This is a genomic window from Butyrivibrio hungatei NK4A153 (genome assembly GCF_000424465.1).
GTDB lineage: Bacteria > Bacillota > Clostridia > Lachnospirales > Lachnospiraceae > Butyrivibrio > Butyrivibrio hungatei_A.
Window position 1 is genome coordinate 44,131 of sequence record NZ_AUJY01000002.1, and the last position, 25,940, is coordinate 70,070.

Consider the following 25,940-nt stretch of genomic DNA (forward strand, 5'->3'; position numbering starts at 1 on the left):
ATGGAGATTTTAGTATAGATGGCAGGTTTTTTTGAAAAATTTAGTAAGAAGTTCAGTGAAGAGCCGAGCTTTGCTGAAGAATATAAGGAAGTTGAGATTCAGCCGAGTTTCTCGGAAGAGTATAATAAGGAACTTCAGAGTAAGCCTAGTTTTTCTGAAGAGAATGATGCGGAAGTTCGCGGCGAGACCGATTTTGAAAAGGAATATAAAAGAGAATTCCGTGAGGATAACGGCAAGGAAGATCTTCACATAGACAAGATGGATAAGACCAATAAGGGCCGTGTTTTTGAAGAAAATGCGGACGGAAGAGTGGTTCTTTGCGGTGCGAATGCATATGAGCTTAAATACTACTTCAATCCTCTTTTCAGACAGATTCCTGAGAGTATAAAGAAAGAGCTCAATATTATCAGTGTTCTTTTTACCCAGGAAGCCGGAGGCATATTTACCATACTATTTGAGAAGGATGGAACCATCAGCATAGAGACAAATGCAGATGAAGATGATATCACTTATGATGAGATCACAGCAGGGCTTCTTGTCGGTGAAGTGAGAAGAAAGAGACAGGATCTTTTCGAGGCGCTTGGACTTTATTACAGGATTTATGTGTTACACGAAGATCCGGCCGAACTTTTAGGGGAAGATGACTGATGCCGGGATATGGTAAGTTGCAGATCGGCAACGTTACACTTGATAACAACATAATATTGGGGCCTATGGCGGGAGTATCGGACCTTCCGTTTAGAATCCTGTGCCATGAGATGGGCGCGGGACTTGTATGTATGGAGATGGTGAGCGCCAAGGCTATAATTTACAAGAACAAGAACACGGACATGCTCATAGAGATACATAAAGATGAGCATCCCGTGTCTTTGCAGCTTTTTGGGTCAGAACCTGCCGTGATGCAGGAAGCGTACGGAATGATAAAGGACAGACCTTTCGATATCCTTGATATCAACATGGGATGTCCGGTTCCAAAGGTTGTAAGTAACGGAGAAGGATCGGCTCTTATGAAGAAGCCTGAGCTTATCGAAGAGATAGTTGCGGCGCTCGTGAAAGTTTCTGACAGGCCTGTTACTGTTAAGATAAGAAAGGGCTTTAACGACAAGAGCATAAATGCCGTTGAATGTGCACTTGCGGCGCAGGAAGGCGGAGCGGAGGCCATTGCCGTTCACGGAAGGACCAGAGAGCAGTATTATACCGGAGATGCTGATTGGGATATTATCAGTAAAGTCAAGGAAGCGGTAAGGATACCTGTTGTCGGAAACGGAGATGTTACGGATGGCGAGAGCGCAAAGAGAATGTTTGAAGAGACCGGATGCGACGGAGTTATGATAGCCAGAGCCGCTCAGGGCAATCCTTTTATCTTTAGGGAGATAAAAAGCTTTTTTGAAACGGGCAAAGCATGTGAGAGGCCAAGCACCGAAGAAATCTATAACACAGTCATAAGACATGCGGATCTTCAGCTTAAATACAAGGGTGAATATATCGGGATAAGAGAAATGAGAAAACATGTATCCTGGTATACTTTCGGAATGCCTGGAAGCGCCAGATTCAGAAATGAAATTAACCAAATGACGGACATGGATTCATTAAAAAAAGCATGCAAAGCGGTAATGCTTTCGTAGACATTACATTAACGGTAGATTTTTATATGATTGACACAGAAAATAATTGACTGTATAATATCCAAGTTAATATAGAATGCTGATTTGAAATTTTTTTTGATATAAATTTGCGCAACGCGCCAGACCTGAATATTTGAAGGGGTAGGAGACGTAACAATGGAAGAGAAGAAGAATATTTTAACTTACGAAGGACTTAAAAAATACGAGGACGAGCTTCACGAGCTTAAAGTTGTAAAACGTAAAGAAGTTGCAGAGAAGATCAAAGAAGCAAGAGAGCAGGGCGACCTTTCAGAGAACGCTGAGTATGATGCAGCCAAAGATGAGCAGCGTGATATCGAAGCAAGAATTGAGACGCTCGAGAAAATCTTGAAAAACGCAGAAGTAGTTGTAGAGGAAGATGTAGATCTCAACAAGATCAGCATCGGATGTAAAGTAAAGATTCGCGACCTTGAGTTCAACGAGGATCTTGAGTACAAGATCGTAGGTTCATCAGAGGCAAACAGCCTTAAAGGTAAAATATCTAACGAGTCACCTGTTGGTAAAGCACTCCTTGGAGCAAAAAAAGGACAGACTGTTTCGGTTGAGACACAGGCTGGCGTTATCAAGTATAAGGTACTTGGAATTGAGAGATTTGAAAACTGAGTAGCTGTACCTGTTTGAGTGTATGCGTGACTCTCAAAGAATTGGTGATTTAAAACAGTGAATTTTTTGGAGCCGGCGATTTTTACATTCGCTGGCTCTTTTTTGAGATTATATTAGATTGATGCGGAGGAATCAAAAATTGGAAGCCAATAATCAGCAGAATAACCAGAACACACAGGAAGACGTTGGACGTCTTCGTCAGGTCAGAAGAGATAAGCTTTCTGAGCTTCAGGCAGCAGGAAGAGATCCTTTTCAGATTGTGAAATATGACCAGACTCATCATACACAGGACATCAGGGATAAATTCGATACCCTTGAGTTTGTAGCTCCTGTAGATGCAGATGGAAGACCTGTGGTAGTGCCTCTTTCGGATGTTCCGGCAGAGAAGATCGTATCACTTGCAGGTCGTATGATGAGTAAGCGTGTAATGGGGAAGGCTTCTTTTGCTAACCTTCAGGATAGAGACGGACGCATGCAGCTTTACATCTCAAGAAATGATATCGGAGATGAGGCTTATGCAGATTTCAAGAAGCTTGATATCGGAGATATCATCGGTGTTAAGGGTTTTGCTTTCAGAACAAGAACAGGAGAGCTTTCTGTTCATGTTAAGGAGCTTGTTCTTTTGTCCAAGTCACTTATGCCTCTTCCTGAGAAGTTCCACGGACTTACAGATACAGAAATCCGTTACAGACAGAGATATGTCGACCTCATCATGAATGAGGAAGTGAAGGAGACATTTAAGAAGAGATCTGCGATCATTCGCGAGATCCGTAATTTCCTTGCGGGCAGAGATTTCATGGAAGTTGAGACACCTATGCTTGTAGAGAATGCAGGCGGTGCTGCAGCAAGACCTTTCTTCACTCACTACAATGCTCTTGATGAAGAGAGAAAGCTTCGTATCTCTCTTGAGCTTTACCTTAAGAGACTTATCGTAGGTGGCATGGAGAGAGTATTCGAGATTGGCCGTGTATTTAGAAATGAAGGTACAGATACAAGACATAATCCTGAGTTTACACTTATGGAACTCTATCAGGCATATACTGATTATGAAGGAATGATGGAACTTACAGAGTCCATGTTCCGTTATCTTGCCGAGAAGGTATGTGGAACAACACAGATTCCTTACGGCGATAATATCATCGACCTTGGCAAGCCTTTTGAGCGTCTTACAATGAACGATGCTATCAAGAAGTACGCAGGAGTTGATTTTGACGCTGTTGCAACAGATGAAGAAGCTAAGGCTATCGCAAAAGAGCGCGGTATCGAATTTGAAGACCGTCACAAGAAGGGCGATATTATCAATCTATTCTTCGAGGAGTTCTGCGAGAAGAACCTGATTCAGCCTACATTTATCATGGATCATCCTCTTGCAATCTCGCCTCTTACCAAGAAGAAGCCCACAGATCCCGAGAAGGTTGAGCGTTTCGAGCTCTTCATCAATACATGGGAGATGTGCAACGCATATTCAGAGCTTAACGATCCTATCGACCAGCGTGAGCGTTTCGCAGCTCAGGATGCCAATGCGGCAGCCGGTGACGAAGAAGCCGAGCACACAGACGAAGACTTCCTCAACGCCCTCGAGATCGGTATGCCACCCACAGGCGGTATCGGCTACGGTATAGATCGTCTCTGCATGCTGCTTACTAACAGTGCAGGCATAAGGGACGTGCTGCTCTTCCCGACCTTGAAATCGCTGAACAGCTGATAAATACTGGGCTTGAAACGATTTTTGTTGTCAAAAATATAAGTACATTGACTACGCCATTTGAAAAAACAAGTGGCGTAGTTTTTTTCAGTATCTTTTACTATTCAATTTCTACGGAGCTATTCGGACCGGTATGTAGTTTTCTCAATAAAATATCAGGACAAACATGGTGTGTCAGAGGAATGATCAGTTCATAAAAAAACATGATATAAAGACCACATTTTTCTAAAAAAGGAAGATCGAGCAGGTGAGGGCGCTTTCGGTGTTGTAAGGAGGGGTGTACATACAAGGCCAATTTGGGTGTTATGCAAATTGACCTTTCTGATAGGATTCTTGGATTTTTTTTCAAATTTTAATATAGATTTCCCGCAACGCTTTTATTTCTGTATCCATATCGCTTTCGATATCAAGATTAGCAAATACTATGTTTTCATTTACGATTATTTCCAGAAATTTATCAACGGCATCGGAAACATCTCCGGTTACTTCAACAGTTTCTCCTTCCGGAATAATTTGTAACAATTGGAAAACATCGTTCTTATGCTTTTTTAAATCTCTTGCATTAACGTGTTTGCCTTCTTCTTTTTCACTCATAAGATTGATCCAAGCCATCATCTTGAAAGGAATGATATAACTGGTCTTTAATACGCTTAGTCCATTAATCACAATTCGACCTTTGAGCATAAAATCATAAAAATCATCATTGAGAAGAATGGCTGAAAGTGAAGAGACATCTTCATCAATATGGATAGGAACAATAGTGGTTGCAGCTTCCAAGTGGTAATTTGGTTTTCTTGAAAAAAGTTCTATCTGTTTGGGATATCCTTCTTTAGGATTGGTGAATCTGTAAAAGTGTGGTTCATCGTTGTTTTTCCATCCATATGTATAACCGCCTTCTTTAATGTAGTTCCAGAATAATTCGGCAAATTCTTTGAACTTATCTTCAAAAAGGATGATCATATCAATATCTTTTGTTGCTCTGAAATCTCTGGGTGTCTGAGACATCAATATCTCGCATGCAGCACCGCCTATGATAGTATAACAATCTTCATAACCGGCGAAATGCCTTGCAAATTCTTCTATACCAATTACTGCCACTTAAAGTCCTCCAACATTTTTTCTAGTTCTCCCTCTACTCGGGGATCTTTTGTATCTTTTAATGAGCAATACAATGAAAGCTCATCAACCAAAGTATTTTTGCTTAGCTGACTTGGATTATATTTCCAAAGCTCAACTCTGCATATTTTATCAGAATCTTCCCACTCTGGTTCATCGACAATTTCAAAAAGCTCAACTTTTTTGTCCTTTTTATAGCAAGCATAGGATTCCACAGATGGTGGGTTCAACATACTGATTTCTGATAGTGCATAGTCAAATGATTTTGGAAGACATGAAACTAGATTTGTCTTTTTTACAAATATCACTTTGTCTATGGGATTAATGAGTGCCGTGCTACACATATCAAATAATTCTTTGGAATCATATTTTCGTTCAACCACTATATTGCGTCCATTCTTTACTTCTGTAATCAGGGCTCTTGATAGAAGTTCTTTTGTACCTCTGGTAACATAGACCGGATCAATATCAAGAGTGGTTGCAAGATGCTGTTTCGAATACTGTTCTTTTTTATTGTATATAAGGTAAAAAAGAATTTTCTGTGCGTTGGCAGATAACGGGAGCGATTCTTTTCTTTCTGATGCAGAAAACTTCTTGCTAAAAAGCATTCCTAAAAATGGAAGATAAATCTGTGTCGGTACCAATATAAAAGGAATATGGTGTTTTATATAAGCGTTTCTGTTATTCTTGGTAAGTTCGTTAAATAAAAAAGCGACAGGAGCGTGGAAATTTTCTTCGTAAAGTGCCATCTCCTTAGATAATACCCTGCTATCAACAGCTTTTGAAATTTTAATGATATAGAAAACAAAACCGTCTGATTCTGCCATGTAGATCTCTCTTCCTGATGCCATATATCTGGGAAGACCTGTTTTTTGTAATTTGTCTGAAACTTTAAAATCCAAGCCAAAAGCTTTTTCTAATTCTTTTTCAAACATAATAATTACACCTATATAATCCTTTACATTCAAATTGTAATAGTTTATTTATTTGTAATTATAATGCAATTATCTGGTATTGGCAACTTGAATCAAGCTGATTGTGAGTGAAAGTGGCATCATATAAGCGTAATAAGTATAATTAGACTAAGGAAAAAATTTGAAAACTGAATAATTTAAAGAAACCTGGGATAAATCTGAACGACCATTGATACATAGCCATAAACATGCACACACACATCTGATAACGCATACACATGACGGCTCTACACATACACATGCTATCGAGCATTCCCATGATCACGCCCATGTGATTAATGAAGACAAACACGGACATACACACAGTGTAGAGGAGCTGGAAATTGCTCTGGGTCATAGGGGAGCATTGTAAGATAAATTGGAAGATAAATTGCCCCGTAGGAGACAGAGTTTTAAAAGCTCTGTCTCCTTTTTGAAATAATACATTGACAAATATCTATGTATATGCTATTATCGACACATAGACAAACATCTATATAAGGAGGAGATTATGGCCAAATTAGACGAAGTGCTGATATGTAAGGCTCTTGGAGATCCCAACAGAATGGAAATAGTTAAGATGCTTTCTGATCAGGAGAAGTGCGGATGCAAGCTTCTTGAAAAGTTCGATATTACTCAGCCCACTCTTTCTCATCACATGAAGATACTGGTAGATTCGGGACTGGTTAACGACAGAAAAGAAGGCAAGTGGCACTACTATTCAATAAACACGGACATCATGAAAGAATTCTGTGGATTTATTAAAACTCTCTGTAATGAAACCACCGGCAAATGCTGTAAGGGGAAAGCATGATGTGGGACTTTATTCAGACACAGATCATGGGAATGAAGTGGCTGAACATTTTGATCGGGGAACTCCTGTCTGCATTAGGATTGGATATAGATAGTGGGATCGGCTCCAGCATACACTTTTTTATCTATGATGTTATAAAGATCATGATCCTTCTTTGTTTGCTGATCTTTGTGATCTCATATATCCAGAGTTTCTTTCCACCGGAGCGTAGCAGGAAGATAATGGGTAGATTTCACGGAATCGGAGCAAATATCGTAGGAGCCTTGCTTGGAACCGTGACACCATTCTGCTCGTGCTCATCCATCCCGATATTTATGGGATTTACGAATGCCGGATTACCGCTTGGAGTAACATTCTCTTTTTTGATCTCATCACCGATGGTAGATCTGGGGAGCCTCGTACTGCTTATGAGCATCTTTGGGGCAAGGATAGCTATCATTTATGTTTTGATGGGACTTATGATCGCTGTTGCAGGTGGTACATTGATCGAGAGACTTCATATGGAAGATCAGATCGCGGATTTTATCAGGAATGCGAACAGTAGTGTTGATATAGAAACTCCGAGCCTCACTGTTAAAGAACGATTGATCTATGCAAAGGACCAGGTAGTATCTACAGTAAAAAAGGTGTTTCCATACATTCTGATAGGAGTCGGTATAGGCGCTGTGATACATAACTGGATTCCGGAAAGCTGGATCAGGGCAGTGCTTGGGGGAAGAAATCCCTTTGGAGTGATACTTGCAACAATCCTGGGTATTCCGATGTATGCTGATATCTTTGGTGTGATCCCTATAGCCGAGGCACTCTTGTACAAAGGAGCTTTGCTCGGTACGATCTTAAGCTTTATGATGGCAGTGACTACACTCAGTCTTCCGTCGCTCATTATGCTGAAGAAAGCTATCAAGCCAAAACTGTTAGGAACATTTATAGCCATATGTACAGTAGGTATCATCATTGTCGGGTATGGTTTCAACTTATTTCAATTTTTATTCATCTGAAGGAGGATATGGTCATGAATATCAAGGTATTAGGCGGAGGATGCAAAAGCTGTGAGGCTCTCCTTGCATCTGCAAAAGAAGCAGTAGTGAAAAAAGGGATCGATGCGGAGATAGAGTATATCACGGATATGGAAAAGATCATGGGTTTCGGAGTGATGAGTATGCCGGCTCTTATTATCGACGGAAAAGTTGTTTCAGCCGGAAAGGTTCTTAAGACTAAGGAAGTTGAAAAATTCTTATAGGAGATGTCAGGGATATGGAGGAGAATATTATGCTTTTTGAAACGAAAGAGTGTACTAGTCCTGATATTGTGAAAGAGCTTTTCGTTGAGTATTCGCATATCAAAGGGGCAGAAAGCTGTTTTGTTTCCTTTGATAAGGAATTGAATGATCTGCCTGGGTATTATTCAGGTGGAGCGATAATAGTAGGATATGAAGAAGATAAACCCATTGCCTGTGTTGCCATAAAGAAAATAAGCGACGAAACCTGTGAAGGAAAGCGTCTGTTTATAAGACCGGAATACAGAGGAAAAGGATATGCAAAGATAATGCTCAAAGCAATGACGGATAAGGCTTTTGAACTTGGGTTTAAGGAATTGATTTTCACAACGAAACCGGAAGTTATGAGAATTGGATATAGCCTATATAAACGTTTGGGATACGAAGAATTATCAGAGGAAAATGGTATTGTATCAATGAGGATAGATCTTAGCAAGGAATATCCATATGGGTGATTACTAATTGTCTTTGGAGGTAATATGGAAAGAGAATTGTTTATAAGGGACGCTGATCCCGAAGATGCTAAAAAACTGGTGGAGATATATTCATATTATGTTCTGAATACCGCTGTTTCTTTTGAATATGAAGTTCCGTCAGTTGCAGATTTTGAAAACAGGATCAAGACAACAAAAGAAAAATATCCATATATGGTGTGCTTATTAAAAGACAGGATCGTCGGCTATGCGTATGCGGGACCATATAGTTCTAGAGAAGCTTATAACTGGACAGCAACAACATCTATCTATGTTGATAAGGAATATCGCAGACAGGGTATCGGTTCGTTGTTGTACAAACAGCTGGAAAAAAGGCTTAAGGAACAGGGTATAGTCAACCTGCTTGCAGGAGCCGCCTATTGTGATGAAGAGGATGAATATCTCACGCATGACAGCTATAAGTTTCATATACGATCGGGATATACAGAAGCAGCTCACATGAAGACTATAGGTAAGAAATTTGACAGATGGTATGATCTGTTATGGATGCAGAAAAAACTATAATAAGCGGAGTGAAGATCTATGACACACAAAGAAAAAGCAATGACGATATTTTATGAAAAATTCAATTGCTCGCAGGCAGTTCTTGGAGCATACGCGGATGATTATGGGCTGACGGTAGATCAGGCTATGAAAGTGGCAGCATGTTTCAGCGGGGGCGTGAGAAAAGGAGAAGTGTGTGGTGCTGTATCCGGGGCAATCATGGTGATCGGGTTGAAATACGGAGACGGCCCCGACTATAAAGCAACGGAATTCAGAGGCATGGTGGATTTACGGATGTAATGACAGGCAGCTGCCCATCCGATATAATGGGTGGGCAACCAAATATAATATGGAGGTAACAGTCATGAACAAGTATGTTTCGCTGGATAAGCGAAGTAAGAAGGCGCAGCGCGAGTATCACGCAAAGCAGAGACGCACCTGGGGAGAACTTAATCCCGTGACAAGGAGCGTACCGAGCGGAAAGACCTACAATCGAAAGAAGGAAAAGCAGAGGATCGGCAAAGAATTCAGAAATGGATTTGATGCCGATCTTTTTTTGCAGAATTATATATTTTTTGCTTGACTATGACGCAACGTAATAGTTTATGATGTAATCACACGTGAAGGAGATGATAGCCATGAAGACAGTAAATGAAGTGAGTAAGCTGACAGGAGTGAGTATACGCACGCTGCAGTATTACGATAAGATAGGACTCTTAAAACCGGCGGAGTATACCGAGTCCGGATACAGGCTGTATGACGATGCGGCGCTGGAGAGACTTCAACAGATTTTACTGTTTCGTGAGCTTGAGTTTCCGCTTAAGGATATTAAGGATATCGTAACCAGATCTGATTTTGACAAGAGATTGGCACTTGATCAACAGATAGAACTTCTTGAATTAAAGAAGGAACATATCGAAAATCTGATCAGTATGTGCCGTGGATTAAAACTGAGAGGAGTGAGACATTTGGATTTTACAGCATTTGATTCAAGCAAATTAGACGAATACGCTAAGCGTGCAAAAGAGCAGTGGGGCAATACTCCGGAATATAAGGAATTCGAAGAGAAGAACGGTAAGCGGTCAAAGAGCGAAGAAAAAAGTATGATGGCCGATTTTATGAAAATCTTTGAAGAGTTCGGAGCTATGAAGGATCAGGATCCTGCCTCTGCAGAAGTACAGGATCAGGTAAGGAAGCTGCAGAGCTTTATTACCGAGCATTTTTATAAGTGTTCTAATGAGATTCTTTCCGGACTTGGTAAGATGTATGCCGGTGGCGGAGAATTCACCGAGAACATTAATAAGATGGGCGGAGAAGGAACTGCTGAATTTACTCACCGGGCGATACAGATCTACTGCGGATGATACAAATTTTTGAAAAATGTAGGTTTTTGGTAGGAAAGTGGTAGGTTTTGAGTATTCTTTTTTTCAAAATAGGTGTGTTATATTTACAATGGACAAAGCGAACGGGAAAACAAAAAACACCCGAGCCGCCGAGTCCATTTTCTTTTGCAAAAGAATACCGGCAATGATGAGCGTCAGATTATGACTTCGAAAGAGGTTGTGAGCCTGGCGCTTTATTTTTACGGCGCGCAAGCGGAACAATATGCATCTGTAGAGATTCCAAAGGAGTTGCTCACAGGGAAGGACTATTCTTCCCTGTCGGCTTCGGCCAAAATGCTTTAATAAAAATCTTGAAAAAAATATCAGAAAGCAGTAAATTATATTCAAGAAGTTTTTATTAAAAATGAATTGAATAAAAAACAACTGAACGAAAATGATAACGAGGGTAGATAGATGTTTGTAGGAAGAGAGCGGGAGTTGAAAGCCTTAAAAGATGTGTATGATAAGAAAGATTTTGGAATGACTATCATATATGGACGGCGGAGGGTTGGCAAGTCAACCTTGATCAAGGAGTTTATCAAAGGAAAAAACGTTATTTTTTATACTGCTACAAAGGTTGGAGCAGAAAGAAATCTTGAATTGTTTTCAAAGCAGGTATTGGATGTTCTGGATCCTGCTATGAGCTCGGCAACATTTTCTTCGATAGAAAGTGTATTTGACATTATTACCAATAAGACGCCGGATGACCACAAGACAATCCTTGTGATCGATGAGTTGCCGTATTGGGCAGAGAAGGATGAATCACTTTTATCAGTTCTTCAAAAGTACATTGATACACAGTGGACCCATAAGAATATGATGATAATACTTTGCGGCTCTGCCTTGAGTTTTATGGAAAAAGAGGTGCTCAGTAAAAAAAGTCCGATCTTCGGGAGGCGTGATTCACAGATAAAACTGGAGGCATTTAATTACAGGGATTCGGCTTTGTTTGTTCCTGAATATTCTGCAGAAGAAAAAGCAATCTGTTATGGAGTTACCGGAGGCGTGGCAAAATATCTTTCGCTTTTTGATGCAGGGAAGAGTCTTGATGAAAATATTATAAGACTTTTCTTTAATGTGGATGGATATTTGTTTGACGAAACCAGAAATCTCCTCATTCAGGAGTTTTCAGATGTGACATTGGTAAACAACATAATCGAGCAGGTGGCTTCCGGTGAAAATACATTAAATAATATAGCTTCCAAAGTACACGAGAAGGATACCACCGTTTTATATTCCCTTGAGAAGCTGATTGCTGTCGGCCTGGTGGAGAAAAAGAACTGTATAACGGAGGAAAAAAATAAGAAGAAAACCCAGTATGTGCTAAAAGATCATATGTTTAAATTCTGGTATCAGTTTATCCCCAAAGCGATAAGTGTAATTGAAATGGGACAGGGTGATTCATACTATAAAAAGGTTGTCAAACCGCAGATCCATTCATATATGGGATCCGTTTTTGAAGAAATGTGCCGTTATTATACGTTAGAGAAAGGAATACAGGGTGCATACGGTTCCTTCCTGACTCAGACAGGCACCTGGTGGGGAGTGGAACAGATCATAGATGATGAAGGGCGGAAGTTTACACAATCGGCGGATATTGACGTGGTTGGCATTTCTTCTGTAGATAAGACTGCGGTTATAGGAGAATGCAAGTTTAAGAATGAGAAGATAGATAAGGAAATATATGAAACTCTTCTGCGGAGATCAAAGCTACTTTCCGGAAATTATCATGTTATATGTTTCCTGTTTTTTTCGCTAAATGGATTTACTAAATGGTTTGAAAAAGAGAATATTCAAAATATAGTAAAGATTACTGTTGAGGATTTATATTTATAAAAAACTTTAGCACACATAAATACCGATAAACACACATAAAGGGAATCGCATCATCCGGTATCAGGGATATGAAGCAGGCAGGACGATGAGAGGGTGGAGGCATCAGTAAATGAAATGCTAGAGGAGTATGTATGGTAATGGTTATAGCTGTTAGCGCATGCCTTTTAGGTGAGAACTGCAAATATAATGGTGGGAATAACTACAGCGAGAAGGTCAGGGCTTTCTGTGAAGGGCACGAGGTGATTCCTATATGCCCTGAGGTAATGGGAGGTCTTCCTACACCAAGGGTTCCTGCTGAGATAGTGAACGGAGTTGTTACCAATAAAGAAGGCAAGATTGTTGATAAAGAGTTCAGATTCGGAGCAGAGGCGGCCTTTAATAAGATAATGGATGCAGGTGTTGAAGTTTGTATTCTTCAGTCAAGAAGCCCGAGCTGCGGAGTAAAAGAGGTTTACGATGGTTCTTTTACCGGAAAGAAGATCCCAGGAATGGGAGTCTTTGCGCAGAAGGTTAGTGAAACTTCAATAAAGATGATTGATGTGGAGGACTTGGACTGAGGCTTATGTGGAAAGCCTTACCAGGTTGATGATCTATTCGCGGCAGCAAACACAAAACTCACAGACGAGGAAGTGAAGCTTCTTGAAAATGAAGCAGATAAGCTGAATGTGAAAATCCTTGGTGCAGATATGTTTAGATTTGCGGTAAAGAAGAGTTGAAGCATACAATTATAGTGGTTGCGTGGGGAAGCCAATGTATATTAAAATTTGTTCAAAAGAAAAACATGAGAAGTACATAGACATAAGAAAGATAATGATTTATGCAGATAGACAGAAGAAAAGTCAGGGAGCAGTTTGCCTCCTATACAAGGAATTATGATCCGGAGGATCCTAAGATTGCTCTAAAAATAGCCCATACATACCGTGTAGCAGATATTTGTGAAGAGATTGCAAAGTCAATTGGCTTATCTGATGAGGATATAGAGCTTGCATGGCTTTCAGGAATGCTCCATGATATAGGAAGATTTGAGCAGGTAAAAAGATATAACACTTTCATAGATTCAGAATCAGTAGATCATGCAGAGTTTGGAGCGGATCTTTTATTTGGAGATGAGCACCTCATCTTGAATTATTGTGATGACAGGTCTTTTGACGAGATGATGGAAAAAGTCATAAGACAGCATAACAAATACAGAATCGATGAAGCAGTTGTCGGAAAAACTCTTATCTTCTGCAATATTTTACGAGACGCAGATAAGGTTGATATATTAAGAGTAAATGTAGAGACGCCTATGGAAGAGATATACAACGTTTCTGAAGATGAGCTGTTATCATCAGGTGTCTCTGAAAAAGTCATGGATCAGGTAAGGGAGCATCATGCAGTAAACCGTGACGTGATGGATTCTCCCGCAGAGCACTTGATCGGACATATAGCTCTTGCTTTTGAATTGGTATATCCAAAAAGTTGGGAGATAGCAAAGGAGCAGGGTTACATTTATAGAATGTTTGACTTTCCTTCAAGGAATGAGCGGACATTGAAGGCTCTGAAGGATACCCGTGAAGAATTGGAGATGTTTTACGGCGGTGGCTGCTGATTTGTGATTTTTCTTTTTCATGAGAAACTGTCAGTTCCACAGGTCATATTTATGTTACCCGTGAAAATCGTGTGTGAACGGATTGAGCTTTTTTTAATCATTTTAATATGTGCTAGATAAAAGAGTGACGTAAACATCAGTGTTTCCGCTGCTTTTTCTTTTTTGGAAATAAGCCTTTTTTAATCAAATTAGCACTCTCTATTGACGAGTGCTAATTGTGGTGTTATACCATAAGTAGAACAAAGGAACAGAGAAGACCGTTAGGACTTAACGTTCCAATGATCCGAACCCTCCGTCCCAATGCTCATATTCAAAAAAATTGTCTATGTGCAAAGGAGGTAAGAATTATGTTAGTACCTAGTATTTTCGAAGAAAAATTTATGGATGACCTGTTTGGATTCCCGGAACTTAAGGAATTCGACAACATGGAGAAGAAGCTCTACGGAAGAAGAGCCGGCAGGATGATGAAGACCGATGTCAGGGAAAAAGATGACAACTACGAAGTAGTAATTGATATTCCCGGTTTCAAGAAAGAAGAGATCACTGTAGAGCTGGATGAAGGCTATCTTACCATCAATGCAGCCAAAGGCCTTGATAAGGATGAGAATGACAAGAAAGGAAAACTCATCAGACAGGAAAGGTACGCGGGATCAATGACAAGAAGCTTCTACGTTGGTGAGAATGTTCAGAAAGAAGACATTGAGGCCACCTACAGACATGGGGTTTTGAAACTTACCATTCCTAAAAAGGCAATGGAAAAAATCCCTGAAAAGAACCTTATAGCCATTGAAGGCTAACAACATAATAATCACATTTCGCCCTCCGCTGTTCATTATTATGAATGGCGGAGGGCCTTTGTTTTTAATGCGCGTGTTCGTATTAAATCTACAGCAACAGTTCTTACGGCTGAGACAGAAGGACTTCTCGATCATGAAGTATGCTTTAATATGTTAAAAGTATATGGAAATGAGATGTGCCCGGACTGCATGGAAAGCAGTAGGTGCTATAACTTCCGGCTATCACCGGCAATAGGTAAATGTTTACGCAAAAAGCGCGTGGGTAGCGATATAATGGTGGCGTAGATATTTTTCTTTTCCTAAATAAATGTGAGGGGTGAGTAGAAATGGTTAATGAAAAGGTAAAAGAGTTTCTTATCTCCAACAACCTTGGTGACAGGCTTACAGAGCATGCAGAAACGATTGATACGGTGGAACATGCCGCACAGCAGATAGGCTGTACCGAGCCGGAGATTGCCAAGACGTTGTCTTTTGTTGTTGATGAAAAACCTGTAATTGTGGTAATGGCAGGCGATGGAAGAGTTAACAGTTCGAAGTTCAAGACACTATTTCATACTAAACCTCACATGATCCCCAGAGATCAGGTGGAGAGTATTACGGGATTTCAGCCGGGAGGAGTATGTCCTTTTGCTATAGCTGATGATATCCCTATCTGGCTTGACGTTTCCATGAAGCGTTTTGAATATGTCCATCCGGCAGGAGGAAATGAGTTTACTTCCGTCAGGATTACACCTTCGGAGCTCGAAGCGGTTACAGGCGCCGAAGGCTGGTGCGATGTATGCAAGGGATGGGAAGATACTGAGTAAAAGAGCTTGTGTTAAAGGAGGAAGCAGATGAGCAGAGTTAATTTTGGAGCAAAACCACTTATGTACCCGCAGCCGGTGCTTATCATTGCAACATATGATGAGAATGGAGTGCCGAATGCTATGAATGCTGCCTGGGGCATAACCACTGATTTTAAAGAAATATCGATCAGTTTGTCTGAACACAAGACTACTGACAATCTCGCAAAGAGAGGAGCTTTCACAGTAAGCCTTGCTACAGAAGAGCAGGTGATTCCAAGCGATTATGTCGGTATAGAATCAGGAAGAAAAGTACCTGATAAATTTGAAAAGGCCGGATTTCACGCAACAAAGAGCGAGTTTGTTGATGCTCCTTTAATTGATGAACTTCCTGTTGCTCTTGAGTGTAAAGTAAAGAGTTTTGAAGATGGCATTCTTGTCGGAGAAATCGTAAATGTCTCAGCAGATGAAAGCGTAGTGACAGACGGAGTTGTTGACGTCACAAAAGTTAAGCCGATAAGTTTTGATCCATTCGGTAATGCATATTACGGAATTGGAAAAAAGGTGGGCAATGCCTTTAAGGATGGTACAAAATTGAAGTAAGGTTCAGGCGGTGAGTTAAAAGACTCATCGTCTTTTTTGTTGAAGACATGGCGGATATACCGTATAATGTATATACATTCGAGGAGGTGATTTCATGGAACAAGTAGCAATAAGGACATGGGGTAACAGCCAGGGAATACGCATACCTAAGGATATTTTGGAAAAACTTCAGTTGAAGGTTTCTGATGTATTGGACATAGAAGTACAAAATGACAGTATTGTGCTCCGAAAACAGTTTGTTCATAAAACTTTTGAAGAAAGACTGGCAGAATATAACGGTGAGATAACGGTCAGTGATTTTGATTGGGGCGAGCCGGTAGGAAGAGAGATTTTATGAACGAGTATTATCAGGGCGACATTATAAAGATTACAGGTTATAAAAAACAACTTTTTGTTATAGTTAGTAAAAATGCATTTATAAAGGCAACCGGAATATTCCATGTATGTCCGATGCTTCCTAATGTTCAGGCCGGTCCTATACATATTCCGATATGTGGGAAAAAAGGTGAGTCGGGAACAGTAATTTGTGAACAGATAAAAGCAATTGACCCTAAGGCAAGAGGGTGTAAAAGAGTAGATCTCCTTGCATATGAGGATATTATGAATGTATCCGATGCGGTTCAAGGAATTTTAGAGTATGCTTGATATTTGTTGAAGAACCGGAGTGCTTGCTATTCCACCAGAGTTTTAGTACCTGAAGAGATTAAGTGATTAGAAAAGCAAGATTAAAAGTCAAGGGGACGGTTGTGACATTGGAACCGTCTTCTTGATATATAGAAATGATATAGGATGGAGGAACCGATATGTTTTTTAAGAAAAAAAGAGAAATAAAAACATATGACAGGGAGAACCTGCGTCCTGTTATCAAAGCAAGCATATGTAACGGCGAGCAGGTCGCGGGCTTCCGAGATATACATACAGGGGCGTTTGAGGAAGTCATGCTTATCAGGGGAGATGACGATCTTGCAGAGTTCATGCGCATGTATGGAATCGAAGGAAAAATCGAGAAAATATACTGATAATGGCGATAGCGCCAAGAAGGATGGAAAGCGCTCAGCAGAATTGGAGGATGCGTTACAGTGGCTGGTAGATGCAGGTTTGCTTGTTAAAGCAGAATTGGTTGAGAAGCCGGAATTACCGTTGGAAGGTGCGGCTGATAAAACATATTTTAAGGTGTATATGTCTGATATCGGTTTGTTGCGAGCCAAATCCAAAGTATCTGTGAATACGATATTGGAAGAGACAGATCTTTACGTCAGATATAAAGGTGCCTTTGCAGAAAATTATGTTTTAAATGAGCTTAAGTCGCTTGGAAAAGAGCCATTTTTCTGGCGTTCAGGAAATACGGCAGAGGTTGATTTTATTTATGAAGAGGAAAGCGAGATCGTTCCGGTAGAAGTAAAAGCGGCAGATAATACGCAGGCAAAGAGCTATAGGCAGTTTTGCAGGAAATATCAACCAAAGAAAGGATTGAAATTATCCCGGAAGAATATAGCCGAGAATCTGTGCGAATCTACTACAACTTACAATATTCCTTTGTACTTGGAATGGAATATTGATAGCTATATCAAATATAATTGATGGCGATGGCGTAGGTGTAACTATAGCAAACTGCCGCTATTTTGTGTTTTGCAATTAGTATGAAGTATGATATTATGATTTGGCTAATTAGTTAATGAAGTAGATAGAGGGAATTACTCCCTGAGAATGAGGTTGTGATGCTTAATCAGTTTTCAAGGACACAGTTGTTATATGGTGCAGATTCTATGGCTAAGCTGCAGGCTTCCCGCGTCGCCGTTTTCGGAATAGGCGGAGTCGGCGGTTATGTCGTGGAAGCTCTTGTAAGGAGTGGAGTAGGCGCCATTGATCTTATAGATGATGACAAGGTGTGCCTTACCAATATAAATCGTCAGATACTTGCAACAAGGAAAACAGTCGGAAAATATAAGGTAGACGTTGCGGAAGAGCGTATACATGAGATAAATCCCGACTGCGAAGTCAGAGGATACAAGACTTTTTTCCTTCCCGATACTCAGGATCAGTTTGATTTTACAGAATATGACTACGTTGTCGATGCAATCGATACGGTTACAGGTAAGCTTGCAATAATAGAAAAAGCAAGAGACGCAGGCGTGCCCGTCATCTCATCAATGGGTGCCGGAAATAAAGTAAATGCGGCAATGTTCGAGGTGGCTGACATATATGAAACCTCAATTTGTCCGCTTGCCAAGGTTATGAGACGTGAATGCAGGAAAAGAGGTATCGAATCTCTTAAGGTAGTATATTCCAAGGAAAAGCCGATAAGACCGTATGAGGATATGTCGATAAGTTGCAGACAGCACTGCATCTGCCCTCCGGGAACAGCAAGAAAATGCACGGAGAGAAGAGATATCCCCGGATCGACTGCATTTGTTCCTTCAGTAGTGGGACTTATCATCGCAGGTGAGATAATCAATGACATCACAGGCAAATGATGCCATTTCGGGAATTTTTTAAAACCACATAAAAAGCACAAATTTATAAGTTAAATTATGAACTGTAGTAGAAGAAAACAATTTCTACTACAGTTTTTTTGTGTAGAGCACTTAGCGAGGTATTTTACGAGCTTAGTGCGAACCACGCAAGTCAACTTGGCGAGGTTCTTTCGAGTCTAGTTGAGCTTGTTATCGTAGTGCGCTTATGAAAGGTGTGAAGCTTGATGAAAAGAAAATCGATGCAAAAGTTACGGGATCTGAAGTTGCCGTATTTGCAGACAGGGGAAGAACCGTCCCCTTGACACGCCAATGTTCAAGTGAATTAACAACTGTCTTGTCAGTAGACTTTACATGTGGTAGACTTGTGGAAACCAATGTATGACTCATAAAAGGGAGAGCTATGTATGACAAGTAAAATAATTGAGGAAATTGAAAGGCTGAAGGAAGAGAAGGACGCAGTGATCCTTGCTCACTATTATGTTACTGACTGGGTGCAGGAAATTGCCGATTATGTCGGAGACAGCTATTATCTTGCAAAGGTGGCAGCAGGATTGGATAAAAAAACAATAGTTTTTGCGGGAGTAAGTTTCATGGGAGAATCGGCAAAAATTCTTAATCCCGATAAGACAGTGCTTATGCCTGATATGCAGGCGGACTGCCCGATGGCACATATGGCAGATGTTGAGCGCATCGAGCAGGTAAGAAAGAAGTATGATGATGTTGCGGTTGTATGTTATATCAACTCAGTTGCTGAGCTGAAGGTACACTCTGATGTGTGCGTGACTTCTTCAAATGCAATGAAGATCGTAAAATCTCTTCCTAATAAGAATATCTTTTTTATCCCCGATGAAAATCTCGGAAGATATATCGCATCTAAGCTTCCGGAAAAGAATTTTATATTTAATGACGGCTTTTGCCATGTACACAAAGGAATCACAGCCGAGAATCTAAAGGCGGCAAAAGAGGAGCATCCCGGTGCGGAAGTTCTTGCACATCCCGAGTGCACCTCTGCAGCGCTTGAGTATGCGGATTATATCGGAAGTACGGCTGGCATTATAGATTATGCCACGAAGTCCGACAGCAAAGAGTTCATCGTTGCAACAGAGCTCGGAGTGCTATATGAGTTGGAACTTAACAATCCCGGCAAAAAATTCTATTCGGCAGGAAGTACACAGACTTGTCCGAATATGAAGAAGGTAACTCTTGAGAAAGTAAGAGATTGCTTAAGAGACAACACGGGAGTGGTTGAAGTAAGTGATGATACGAGGGCGGCTGCGTTAAAGCCTCTTTCGAGAATGTTGGAGCTGGCAAAATAATGGAAAAAAAATATGATGTTGTAATAGTAGGTACAGGTGCTGCGGGACTTTTCTGTGCACTTAGTCTTCCGCAGGATAAAAAGATCCTTTGCATTTCAAAAGATGCACTTGACGGAAGCGACAGCTTTTTGGCTCAGGGCGGAATCTGCATGTTAAGAGACGATAACGACTATGACTCTTATTTCGAGGATACCATGAGAGCGGGACACTACGAGAACCGCAAAGAATCCGTTGAGATCATGATAAAGAGCTCTCAGCAGATAATTCACGATCTTGAGGGCTATGGAGTGGAATTTGAGAAAAAGGATGGGCAATTTGTATTTACAAAGGAAGGTGCTCATTCAGACAATAGAATTCTTTTTCATGCTGATGTCACAGGAAGAGAGATTACAAGTAAACTGTTGGCAAGAGCGCAGGAGAGAGAGAACATCACATTGATCGACTATACTACAATGGTGGATTGGGTATGCAAAGACAATGTATGTTATGGTATTGTAGTTGCGGATGAGAACGGTAAAGCAGAAGCTATCGAAGCGGATGTGACGGTTCTTGCCTGCGGAGGATTGGGCGGTGTTTACAAGCATTCAACCAATTACCGTCATATATCGGGAGATGCACTTGCGCTTTCTTTGTATCACAATGTGCGACTTGAGAACTGCGATTATGTGCAGATTCATCCGACTACTCTTTTTACAAAGCAAAGTGGCAGAAGTTTTCTTATCTCAGAGTCTGTAAGAGGCGAAGGCGCGGTGCTTCGTGATAAGAACGGCGAGCGCTTTACAGATGAGCTTCAGCCGAGAGATGTGGTCAGCAATGCGATATTTGCCAAGATGAAAGAGCAGGGAACAGAGCATGTGTGGCTTGATTTTTCTCCGATTCCCAAAGAAAAGATTTTAAGTCACTTTCCAAATATATATAAGCACTGTGCCGAAGCGGGATTTAATCCATTGGAGACTTGGGTTCCCGTTGTGCCCGCACAGCACTATTTCATGGGTGGAATATATGTGGACAAGGATTCCAAGACCACTATGGAGCAGCTTTATGCAATCGGAGAGACAAGCTGTAACGGTGTACACGGAAGAAATCGTCTTGCAAGCAATTCTCTTTTGGAGAGTCTTGTTTTCGCAAAACGTGCGGCAGCAGATATTATGACAGTACCGGAATTTAAAAAGACAGAGGATTTTGATAATCTGGTTAATCTTGATGATTATGAGGATCTTCAGGGAATTATGGAAAAATATCACAAGATGGTGGTAAAAGAAATAAAAGAAGAAGCCAGATTACGAGCTTTAAAAGAGGAGGCTGTATAAAAATGAACGATATTACCATGAAGTTAAATGCTGATGAGCTGATAAGGATGGCTCTCAGAGAAGATATATCAAGTGAGGATGTAAGTACAAACGCTGTTATGCCAAAGGCGCAGGACGGTGAAGTTGAGCTTATCAGTAAGCAGGACGGAATCATCTGCGGTATGGATGTTTACGAGAGAGTATTTAAAATTCTTGATGACAGCGTTGTTGTGGAAAAATATGTCGAAGACGGCGATGAAGTCAAAAAAGGTCAGCTTATGGCAAAGGTAAAAGGCGACGTAAGAGTTCTTTTATCAGGTGAGAGAGTTGCGCTTAATTATCTTCAGAGAATGAGCGGAATTGCTACATATACACATCAGGTTGCAGCTCTTCTTGAAGGCAGCAAGACAGTTCTTCTTGATACCAGAAAGACTACGCCCAATATGCGAATCTTTGAGAAGTACGCGGTAAAATGCGGCGGCGGTCAGAATCACAGATACAATCTTTCTGACGGAATTCTTTTAAAAGACAATCATATCGGTGCGGCAGGTTCTGTAACAAAGGCTATACAGCTTGCTAAGGAATATGCTCCTTTTGTAAGAAAGATTGAAATTGAGACAGAGACACTTGATCAGGTAAAAGAGGCGGTAGAAGCAGGCGCAGACATCATCATGCTTGATAACATGGATCCTGCTACAATGAAAGAGGCCGTTAAGATCATTGACGGACGTGCAAAAACAGAGTGTTCCGGAAATGTTACAAAAGAAAACATTTTAAATATTATCGATAGTGGAGTAGACTATGTATCAAGTGGTGCTCTTACTTATGCGGCACCGATCTTGGATATTTCAATGAAGAACTTGCACGTAATATAGGAGGGCATATGGATGGACAGGCCAGAAGAAATAAGATAATTGAGATTGTAAAAAAATCTGACAAGCCTGTGTCCGGTACATTTTTGGCTGAACAGTTGGAAGTCAGCCGCCAGGTGGTGGTCACGGATATTGCACTTATCAGGGCAAACGGTGTAAATATTATATCCACTAATCGAGGGTATATCATTAATTCAGATAGCAGATGTGAAAGGATAATAAAGAGCCGGCACACAGATGAGCAGATTCTGGATGAGTTGTTTACGATAGTTGATAACGGAGGATGTGCAGAGAGCACTATAATAAATCACAGATATTATAACAGGCTGGAGGCACCACTCAATGTCAGTTCGCGCCGTGAGGCAAAAAAATTTATGGAAGCGATTGAATCCGGTAAATCTAAAACGTTAAGCTCTGCAACAAGTGGATATCATTATCACGTAATAAGCGCAGATGATGAAGCTACGCTTGATATAATCGAAGAAGAGCTGAAGGCCAAGGGATACTGGTTACCGCTTGATGATTGGATCTCAAAAAATAAGTAAGTATGGGAAACGCTGCGAGGCGTTTCCTTTTTTGTTGCATATTGTGCGACACATCAGAGCCTATATTGGTTGATTTCATAAAAGGTTAATGGTAAAGTAATATTTGTAACAAATATATTAATAGTTGGTGTCGAGTTAATTATGAGAGAAACTTGAGTATTTAGACGTTGGGGGTATATTTACTGAAAAAGTTTATTTTTTGAGGCATTTTGATTTACGAAAAATTGTTAAATGCCCGTTAGCAATGTCTCTTATAAAATGTATGACACTACCTACATTGCTATTGGGGGTACAATATGAACAAAAAAACCTTATTATCTACTTTTACGGCAGTCGGAATGGCTGCGGTGCTGGCAATTTCGCCGGTTCAAAGTATTGATATAGAAGCAGCACCGGTTAACACTATCTCAACAACACCTGTCGCTTCTTCAAATATTGTCGATCTTACAAGAAATGACGCTTACAAAGTACGTGATGCTTTTTATTCACTTTCTGACAACAGCGTAAACCGTATGGCTTCTGAGCATTTCCAGATCATATGGGGAAAAAGCAACTCAACTAATATTAGAATTGATGAGGAATTCATCAAGGGAAATCTGACAAATCTTGAAAACATCTACGCCTTTTATACTCAGGAACTTAAGATGAAAGATATCGGAGTATCGGGCAATTCAAAATTCAAGACTAACGTATATATTTCAAATACAGGACTTAGAGCCTTTGAAGATAACTGGGCATATATGAACACCGACAGAGAGGGTTTTGGATTCCTTTTTGTTGCACCGGGAGCAATGGTAGTATCCGATCCTAATCCAAGCTGGGTACTTCCTCATGAGCTTGCACATGTGTTTACTTACTATCAGGGCGGAACAATCGACTATCCTTGGTACGAGTCAACAGCTAACTGGTTCAGAGATCAGTTCCTCGGAAGTGAATATTATTGCTATCATGGTAAGAAGTTTGGACCTTATTCGGATTTCTTTTCACCATATTTGATAAATGCGGATTACTATGTGCCTCATATGCTCAACTGGTATGACACATGGCCAATCTTCCTTTATATTTCAGAGAACCCTGATAACATCCAGGGACTTGGAATGGATCTTATTCATAAGATCTTGGAAAACAAGCAGAAAGACGATTCCATGTATGCAACAATCGAGAGACTTTCAGGAGTGCCAATCAAGACAATCCTCGGCGGAATGTCAAAGAGACTTGCAACTATGGATTTCAGCAGACAGAAGTTCTATCTTGAGCATCTCAACAATGAGACTTTGAGAGAACCCGGAAATCGTGAGAAGATCTATACAACTCTTGAAAGAGCAGATGCACAGGGCTACCAGGCAGTTCCTGCAAACAAGGCTCCTATGCAGACCGGATTTAATGTAATCCCTCTTAATGTTGATCTTAAGAAGGGCGGAATCTCTGCAGACTTCGTTAACACATCAGGAGTACAGGGCTCTGATTTCAGAGTAACATTGGTTACAAATACAGCTGACAACAAGACTCGTTATTCAGAGACTTTCAGCAGCGGAAAAGGAACAATCGCACTTCATGGCGATGAGACGGCGGCTTATCTTGTAGTTTGTGCAACACCCGACAGACTTAAGGGATATCACACAGACTGGAACTCAAAGACAACTGAGAGCGATACAAGATTTACATATAAAGTTAAGATATCAAGCGTTGACGGTACACCTACACCTGCTCAGGAAGAGAAAAAAGAAGATGTAACACCCGAACCTGAGAAGAAGGAAGATACTTCAGCGGTAACACCTGAACCTGACAAGAAGACTGATGAGACACCTTCAGAGTCCGAGAAGGTTACCGAGAATAAGGATAATGACAAAAAAGAAGATGCTAATAAGGATGATGCCAATAAAGAGAATTCAAATAAGGACAACGGAAATAAAGAAACATCGACTGATTCTCAAAAGGTAACCGATAACAAGGATAACGCAAATAAGAATGCAACTGACAGTGCTTCAAACGGAAATACTGCTCAGCCTACAGACACATCTGACAAGAAAGATGATGTGATCAGCTCAGGAGTTTCAACCGATACAAATTATCGTGGTGATGAAAACAATAACAAGGACAATAATACATCATCCGATAATAACAACAATAATAGCAGCAATGACAACAGTGGCAATAACGGCTTAGACAGTAATAACGGAAACAACGGTAATTGGCCGTTCGGAATAACAGAAGGTAATTGCAATAACGGAACATGGCCGACAGATACATCCTGTGGTGGTGACAGTACAGGATACAAGCCTTCACCGATAGGACCCGGATATACAAACGGAAATACATGCGGCAACACTCAGGGATTTGATACAAGCACGCAGGGAACCGATACAGTAGATTTTGACTACATGTTTGAGGAAGAAGATTCCGGAAGTTCGATCTGGAAGATAATAGGAGCAATAATAAAGAGATTCTTCGGATTTTGATAAATAAATACTGAAATATGATTAAAAGACCTTATCAGGCTGGTATACAGTTTGATGAGGCCTTTTTACAAAAAAACGTTTATAATATATGTATATATCGAATAGATATGTATGGCTATTTTTTTATAAAGAATGTAGTATAAAAAGAAAGAGAGAACATATAGGACTTTGCAGGAAGGGAGAAGGATACTACATGAATGAAATGACAAGCACCCAAAAAAAGCTTAGCTGTGTTTTAAAGGTGATCGTAATATTGTCTGCGTTTATCGGAACCGGCATAAGTGCTTACGGAGACAGAAATGTATTCTTTTGCGGCCTCAATATCTTTATGTATTTCACCAATCAATCAAATATTGTGATAGCGGTTATATGCGCTGTGGGCTTATACTTGATCGTGAAAAACAAAAAGATAAGCGAATTACATTACATTGTGAAGTATGTGGGAACTGTTGCCATTACACTCACAGGCGTTGTATTTATTGCGGTACTTGCGCCGGCCTCGGGACCGGAAGCATGGGATCTGCATAACGTGCTTGCGCATATTGTTGTTCCGATAGCGTCCATTGCAGATTTCTTTGTTATCATCCCCGGAGTAAAGTTCAAAAAGAAGGATGTCCTTTACGTGATCATTCCGCCGCTTATATATGTGATATATGCCGGAATAGGCTATGTCAGAGGTTGGGATTTCTATGAAGGAAATACATACCCATACTTTTTCCTAAATTGGGGAAGTCCTGCCGGAGCGTTTGGATTTATAAAAGAGTCACCTTTTATGGGATGTGTATGGTGGATATTGGCATTGCTTATTTTCCTTATCATCATGGGATATGTGTATCTGGTGATAGTGGATCATATGGGAAAAAAGAGTAAGTAATCCTAAATTATA

General features: G+C 40.5%; 32 protein-coding genes. 30 read left to right on the plus strand and 2 right to left on the minus strand.

Annotated features, from left to right (window positions below; translation table 11 throughout):
• Window positions 1–18: 18 nt before the first annotated feature.
• From G628_RS19090 to lysS, 4 genes are all read left to right on the plus strand, one after another.
• On the plus strand, window positions 19–648 hold the full coding sequence (locus G628_RS19090; RefSeq protein ID WP_242827157.1) for a DUF6145 family protein: 630 nt from the start codon (window positions 19–21) through the stop codon (window positions 646–648).
• Complete coding sequence (gene dusB, locus G628_RS0102940) at window positions 648–1,625, plus strand: tRNA dihydrouridine synthase DusB (RefSeq protein ID WP_196803695.1); 978 nt, start codon at window positions 648–650, stop codon at window positions 1,623–1,625. The genes G628_RS19090 and dusB overlap by 1 nt, the downstream gene beginning before the upstream one ends.
• 156 nt (window positions 1,626–1,781) lie before the next feature.
• Complete coding sequence (gene greA / locus G628_RS0102945) at window positions 1,782–2,267, plus strand: transcription elongation factor GreA (RefSeq protein ID WP_026513575.1); 486 nt, start codon at window positions 1,782–1,784, stop codon at window positions 2,265–2,267.
• 121 nt (window positions 2,268–2,388) lie between these two features.
• Window positions 2,389–3,972, plus strand: coding sequence for a lysine--tRNA ligase (gene lysS, locus G628_RS0102950; RefSeq protein WP_051198994.1), 1,584 nt, complete (start codon window positions 2,389–2,391; stop codon window positions 3,970–3,972).
• 345 nt (window positions 3,973–4,317) lie between these two features.
• On the opposite strand, the gene G628_RS0102955 is transcribed toward lysS, so the two are convergent.
• On the minus strand, window positions 4,318–5,070 hold the full coding sequence (locus G628_RS0102955; protein ID WP_242827158.1) for a hypothetical protein: 753 nt from the start codon (window positions 5,068–5,070) through the stop codon (window positions 4,318–4,320).
• Complete coding sequence (locus G628_RS0102960; RefSeq protein WP_027208413.1) at window positions 5,061–6,023, minus strand: hypothetical protein; 963 nt, start codon at window positions 6,021–6,023, stop codon at window positions 5,061–5,063. The genes G628_RS0102955 and G628_RS0102960 overlap by 10 nt, the downstream gene beginning before the upstream one ends.
• 529 nt (window positions 6,024–6,552) lie before the next feature.
• On the opposite strand from G628_RS0102960, the gene G628_RS0102965 reads away from it, so the two are divergent.
• From G628_RS0102965 to G628_RS0103095, 26 genes are all read left to right on the plus strand, one after another.
• Window positions 6,553–6,855: an ArsR/SmtB family transcription factor gene (locus tag G628_RS0102965; RefSeq protein ID WP_026499325.1), complete on the plus strand. Its 303-nt coding sequence runs from the start codon at window positions 6,553–6,555 to the stop codon at window positions 6,853–6,855.
• Window positions 6,852–7,853 (plus strand): permease, encoded by a 1,002-nt coding sequence (locus G628_RS0102970; RefSeq protein ID WP_034500592.1) that lies wholly within the window; start codon window positions 6,852–6,854, stop codon window positions 7,851–7,853. Before G628_RS0102965 ends, G628_RS0102970 begins: the two co-directional genes overlap by 4 nt.
• A 14-nt stretch (window positions 7,854–7,867) precedes the next feature.
• Window positions 7,868–8,095 (plus strand): thioredoxin family protein, encoded by a 228-nt coding sequence (locus G628_RS0102975; protein ID WP_027208415.1) that lies wholly within the window; start codon window positions 7,868–7,870, stop codon window positions 8,093–8,095.
• Window positions 8,096–8,109: 14 nt separating this feature from the next.
• A complete protein-coding gene (locus tag G628_RS0102980; RefSeq protein ID WP_027208416.1) occupies window positions 8,110–8,586 on the plus strand; it encodes a GNAT family N-acetyltransferase in 477 nt (158 codons plus the stop codon).
• A 24-nt stretch (window positions 8,587–8,610) separates the two neighbouring features.
• Window positions 8,611–9,129, plus strand: a complete 519-nt coding sequence (locus tag G628_RS16220; RefSeq protein WP_034500594.1) for a GNAT family N-acetyltransferase — start codon at window positions 8,611–8,613, stop codon at window positions 9,127–9,129.
• Window positions 9,130–9,147: 18 nt separating this feature from the next.
• Entirely contained in the window at window positions 9,148–9,408 is a 261-nt protein-coding gene (locus tag G628_RS16225; protein WP_051198995.1) for a C-GCAxxG-C-C family protein, read from the plus strand.
• Window positions 9,409–9,472: 64 nt separating this feature from the next.
• A complete protein-coding gene (locus G628_RS16230) occupies window positions 9,473–9,691 on the plus strand; it encodes a hypothetical protein (RefSeq protein ID WP_196803696.1) in 219 nt (72 codons plus the stop codon).
• A gap of 55 nt (window positions 9,692–9,746) precedes the next feature.
• Window positions 9,747–10,472, plus strand: coding sequence for a MerR family transcriptional regulator (locus tag G628_RS0103000; RefSeq protein ID WP_027208417.1), 726 nt, complete (start codon window positions 9,747–9,749; stop codon window positions 10,470–10,472).
• Window positions 10,473–10,616: 144 nt separating this feature from the next.
• A complete protein-coding gene (locus tag G628_RS18645) occupies window positions 10,617–10,793 on the plus strand; it encodes a hypothetical protein (RefSeq protein WP_155841030.1) in 177 nt (58 codons plus the stop codon).
• Between the two features lie 111 nt (window positions 10,794–10,904).
• Entirely contained in the window at window positions 10,905–12,326 is a 1,422-nt protein-coding gene (locus tag G628_RS0103010; protein WP_027208418.1) for an ATP-binding protein, read from the plus strand.
• A 137-nt stretch (window positions 12,327–12,463) separates the two neighbouring features.
• A complete protein-coding gene (locus G628_RS0103015; protein ID WP_027208419.1) occupies window positions 12,464–12,883 on the plus strand; it encodes a DUF523 domain-containing protein in 420 nt (139 codons plus the stop codon).
• Between the two features lie 260 nt (window positions 12,884–13,143).
• Window positions 13,144–13,917: an HD domain-containing protein gene (locus G628_RS0103025; RefSeq protein WP_026667078.1), complete on the plus strand. Its 774-nt coding sequence runs from the start codon at window positions 13,144–13,146 to the stop codon at window positions 13,915–13,917.
• Window positions 13,918–14,264: 347 nt separating this feature from the next.
• Window positions 14,265–14,714, plus strand: coding sequence for an Hsp20/alpha crystallin family protein (locus tag G628_RS0103030; protein ID WP_026667079.1), 450 nt, complete (start codon window positions 14,265–14,267; stop codon window positions 14,712–14,714).
• A gap of 326 nt (window positions 14,715–15,040) precedes the next feature.
• A complete protein-coding gene (locus G628_RS0103035) occupies window positions 15,041–15,520 on the plus strand; it encodes a YbaK/EbsC family protein (RefSeq protein WP_026656056.1) in 480 nt (159 codons plus the stop codon).
• Window positions 15,521–15,547: 27 nt separating this feature from the next.
• Window positions 15,548–16,099, plus strand: a complete 552-nt coding sequence (locus G628_RS0103040; protein WP_027208420.1) for a flavin reductase family protein — start codon at window positions 15,548–15,550, stop codon at window positions 16,097–16,099.
• Between the two features lie 94 nt (window positions 16,100–16,193).
• Window positions 16,194–16,436, plus strand: a complete 243-nt coding sequence (locus G628_RS0103045; RefSeq protein WP_034462088.1) for an AbrB/MazE/SpoVT family DNA-binding domain-containing protein — start codon at window positions 16,194–16,196, stop codon at window positions 16,434–16,436.
• The gene (locus G628_RS0103050; RefSeq protein ID WP_026656053.1) at window positions 16,433–16,744 is read left to right on the plus strand and encodes a type II toxin-antitoxin system PemK/MazF family toxin; all 312 of its coding nucleotides are present in this window, start codon (window positions 16,433–16,435) and stop codon (window positions 16,742–16,744) included. Before G628_RS0103045 ends, G628_RS0103050 begins: the two co-directional genes overlap by 4 nt.
• 158 nt (window positions 16,745–16,902) lie before the next feature.
• Complete coding sequence (locus G628_RS0103055; protein WP_026656051.1) at window positions 16,903–17,118, plus strand: hypothetical protein; 216 nt, start codon at window positions 16,903–16,905, stop codon at window positions 17,116–17,118.
• A complete protein-coding gene (locus G628_RS16235) occupies window positions 17,084–17,680 on the plus strand; it encodes a DUF4143 domain-containing protein (protein WP_051198996.1) in 597 nt (198 codons plus the stop codon). The genes G628_RS0103055 and G628_RS16235 overlap by 35 nt, the downstream gene beginning before the upstream one ends.
• Window positions 17,681–17,817: 137 nt before the next feature.
• Window positions 17,818–18,573 (plus strand): tRNA threonylcarbamoyladenosine dehydratase, encoded by a 756-nt coding sequence (locus G628_RS0103065; RefSeq protein ID WP_026656050.1) that lies wholly within the window; start codon window positions 17,818–17,820, stop codon window positions 18,571–18,573.
• Between the two features lie 404 nt (window positions 18,574–18,977).
• On the plus strand, window positions 18,978–19,889 hold the full coding sequence (gene nadA / locus G628_RS0103070; RefSeq protein ID WP_027208421.1) for a quinolinate synthase NadA: 912 nt from the start codon (window positions 18,978–18,980) through the stop codon (window positions 19,887–19,889).
• Window positions 19,889–21,199 (plus strand): L-aspartate oxidase, encoded by a 1,311-nt coding sequence (locus G628_RS16240; RefSeq protein WP_026656049.1) that lies wholly within the window; start codon window positions 19,889–19,891, stop codon window positions 21,197–21,199. The genes nadA and G628_RS16240 overlap by 1 nt, the downstream gene beginning before the upstream one ends.
• Before the next feature lie 2 nt (window positions 21,200–21,201).
• A complete protein-coding gene (nadC, locus tag G628_RS0103080; protein ID WP_027208422.1) occupies window positions 21,202–22,053 on the plus strand; it encodes a carboxylating nicotinate-nucleotide diphosphorylase in 852 nt (283 codons plus the stop codon).
• 8 nt (window positions 22,054–22,061) lie between these two features.
• Window positions 22,062–22,595 carry a transcription repressor NadR gene (locus G628_RS0103085; RefSeq protein WP_026656047.1) on the plus strand — a complete coding sequence of 178 codons (534 nt, stop codon included), beginning with the start codon at window positions 22,062–22,064 and terminating at the stop codon, window positions 22,593–22,595.
• A gap of 296 nt (window positions 22,596–22,891) precedes the next feature.
• On the plus strand, window positions 22,892–25,054 hold the full coding sequence (locus G628_RS17915; protein ID WP_051198997.1) for a DUF6055 domain-containing protein: 2,163 nt from the start codon (window positions 22,892–22,894) through the stop codon (window positions 25,052–25,054).
• A 193-nt stretch (window positions 25,055–25,247) separates the two neighbouring features.
• A complete protein-coding gene (locus G628_RS0103095) occupies window positions 25,248–25,928 on the plus strand; it encodes a Pr6Pr family membrane protein (RefSeq protein ID WP_155833757.1) in 681 nt (226 codons plus the stop codon).
• Window positions 25,929–25,940 lie beyond the last annotated feature (12 nt).

Bases quoted from the DNA above. Each gene is read 5' to 3' on its own strand.
- G628_RS19090 (WP_242827157.1), top strand. From the start codon at position 19: ATGGCAGGTTTTTTTGAAAAATTTAGTAAGAAGTTCAGTGAAGAGCCG.
- G628_RS0103030 (WP_026667079.1), top strand. From the start codon at position 14,265: ATGTTAGTACCTAGTATTTTCGAAGAAAAATTTATGGATGACCTGTTT.
- G628_RS0103055 (WP_026656051.1), top strand. From the start codon at position 16,903: ATGTTTTTTAAGAAAAAAAGAGAAATAAAAACATATGACAGGGAGAAC.
- G628_RS0103095 (WP_155833757.1), top strand. From the start codon at position 25,248: ATGAATGAAATGACAAGCACCCAAAAAAAGCTTAGCTGTGTTTTAAAG.
- lysS (WP_051198994.1), top strand. From the start codon at position 2,389: ATGCGGAGGAATCAAAAATTGGAAGCCAATAATCAGCAGAATAACCAG.
- G628_RS0103050 (WP_026656053.1), top strand. From the start codon at position 16,433: ATGAACGAGTATTATCAGGGCGACATTATAAAGATTACAGGTTATAAA.
- G628_RS0102975 (WP_027208415.1), top strand. From the start codon at position 7,868: ATGAATATCAAGGTATTAGGCGGAGGATGCAAAAGCTGTGAGGCTCTC.
- G628_RS0103000 (WP_027208417.1), top strand. From the start codon at position 9,747: ATGAAGACAGTAAATGAAGTGAGTAAGCTGACAGGAGTGAGTATACGC.
- nadC (WP_027208422.1), top strand. From the start codon at position 21,202: ATGAACGATATTACCATGAAGTTAAATGCTGATGAGCTGATAAGGATG.
- G628_RS0103015 (WP_027208419.1), top strand. From the start codon at position 12,464: ATGGTTATAGCTGTTAGCGCATGCCTTTTAGGTGAGAACTGCAAATAT.
- G628_RS0102980 (WP_027208416.1), top strand. From the start codon at position 8,110: ATGGAGGAGAATATTATGCTTTTTGAAACGAAAGAGTGTACTAGTCCT.
- G628_RS17915 (WP_051198997.1), top strand. From the start codon at position 22,892: ATGAACAAAAAAACCTTATTATCTACTTTTACGGCAGTCGGAATGGCT.
- G628_RS0103035 (WP_026656056.1), top strand. From the start codon at position 15,041: ATGGTTAATGAAAAGGTAAAAGAGTTTCTTATCTCCAACAACCTTGGT.
- greA (WP_026513575.1), top strand. From the start codon at position 1,782: ATGGAAGAGAAGAAGAATATTTTAACTTACGAAGGACTTAAAAAATAC.
- G628_RS0102970 (WP_034500592.1), top strand. From the start codon at position 6,852: ATGATGTGGGACTTTATTCAGACACAGATCATGGGAATGAAGTGGCTG.
- G628_RS0103010 (WP_027208418.1), top strand. From the start codon at position 10,905: ATGTTTGTAGGAAGAGAGCGGGAGTTGAAAGCCTTAAAAGATGTGTAT.
- dusB (WP_196803695.1), top strand. From the start codon at position 648: ATGCCGGGATATGGTAAGTTGCAGATCGGCAACGTTACACTTGATAAC.
- G628_RS16240 (WP_026656049.1), top strand. From the start codon at position 19,889: ATGGAAAAAAAATATGATGTTGTAATAGTAGGTACAGGTGCTGCGGGA.
- G628_RS16220 (WP_034500594.1), top strand. From the start codon at position 8,611: ATGGAAAGAGAATTGTTTATAAGGGACGCTGATCCCGAAGATGCTAAA.
- G628_RS0103065 (WP_026656050.1), top strand. From the start codon at position 17,818: ATGCTTAATCAGTTTTCAAGGACACAGTTGTTATATGGTGCAGATTCT.
- G628_RS0103085 (WP_026656047.1), top strand. From the start codon at position 22,062: ATGGATGGACAGGCCAGAAGAAATAAGATAATTGAGATTGTAAAAAAA.
- G628_RS16230 (WP_196803696.1), top strand. From the start codon at position 9,473: ATGAACAAGTATGTTTCGCTGGATAAGCGAAGTAAGAAGGCGCAGCGC.
- G628_RS16225 (WP_051198995.1), top strand. From the start codon at position 9,148: ATGACACACAAAGAAAAAGCAATGACGATATTTTATGAAAAATTCAAT.
- G628_RS0103045 (WP_034462088.1), top strand. From the start codon at position 16,194: ATGGAACAAGTAGCAATAAGGACATGGGGTAACAGCCAGGGAATACGC.
- G628_RS0102960 (WP_027208413.1), bottom strand. From the start codon at position 6,023: ATGTTTGAAAAAGAATTAGAAAAAGCTTTTGGCTTGGATTTTAAAGTT.
- nadA (WP_027208421.1), top strand. From the start codon at position 18,978: ATGACAAGTAAAATAATTGAGGAAATTGAAAGGCTGAAGGAAGAGAAG.
- G628_RS0103025 (WP_026667078.1), top strand. From the start codon at position 13,144: ATGCAGATAGACAGAAGAAAAGTCAGGGAGCAGTTTGCCTCCTATACA.
- G628_RS0102965 (WP_026499325.1), top strand. From the start codon at position 6,553: ATGGCCAAATTAGACGAAGTGCTGATATGTAAGGCTCTTGGAGATCCC.
- G628_RS16235 (WP_051198996.1), top strand. From the start codon at position 17,084: ATGGAATCGAAGGAAAAATCGAGAAAATATACTGATAATGGCGATAGC.
- G628_RS0103040 (WP_027208420.1), top strand. From the start codon at position 15,548: ATGAGCAGAGTTAATTTTGGAGCAAAACCACTTATGTACCCGCAGCCG.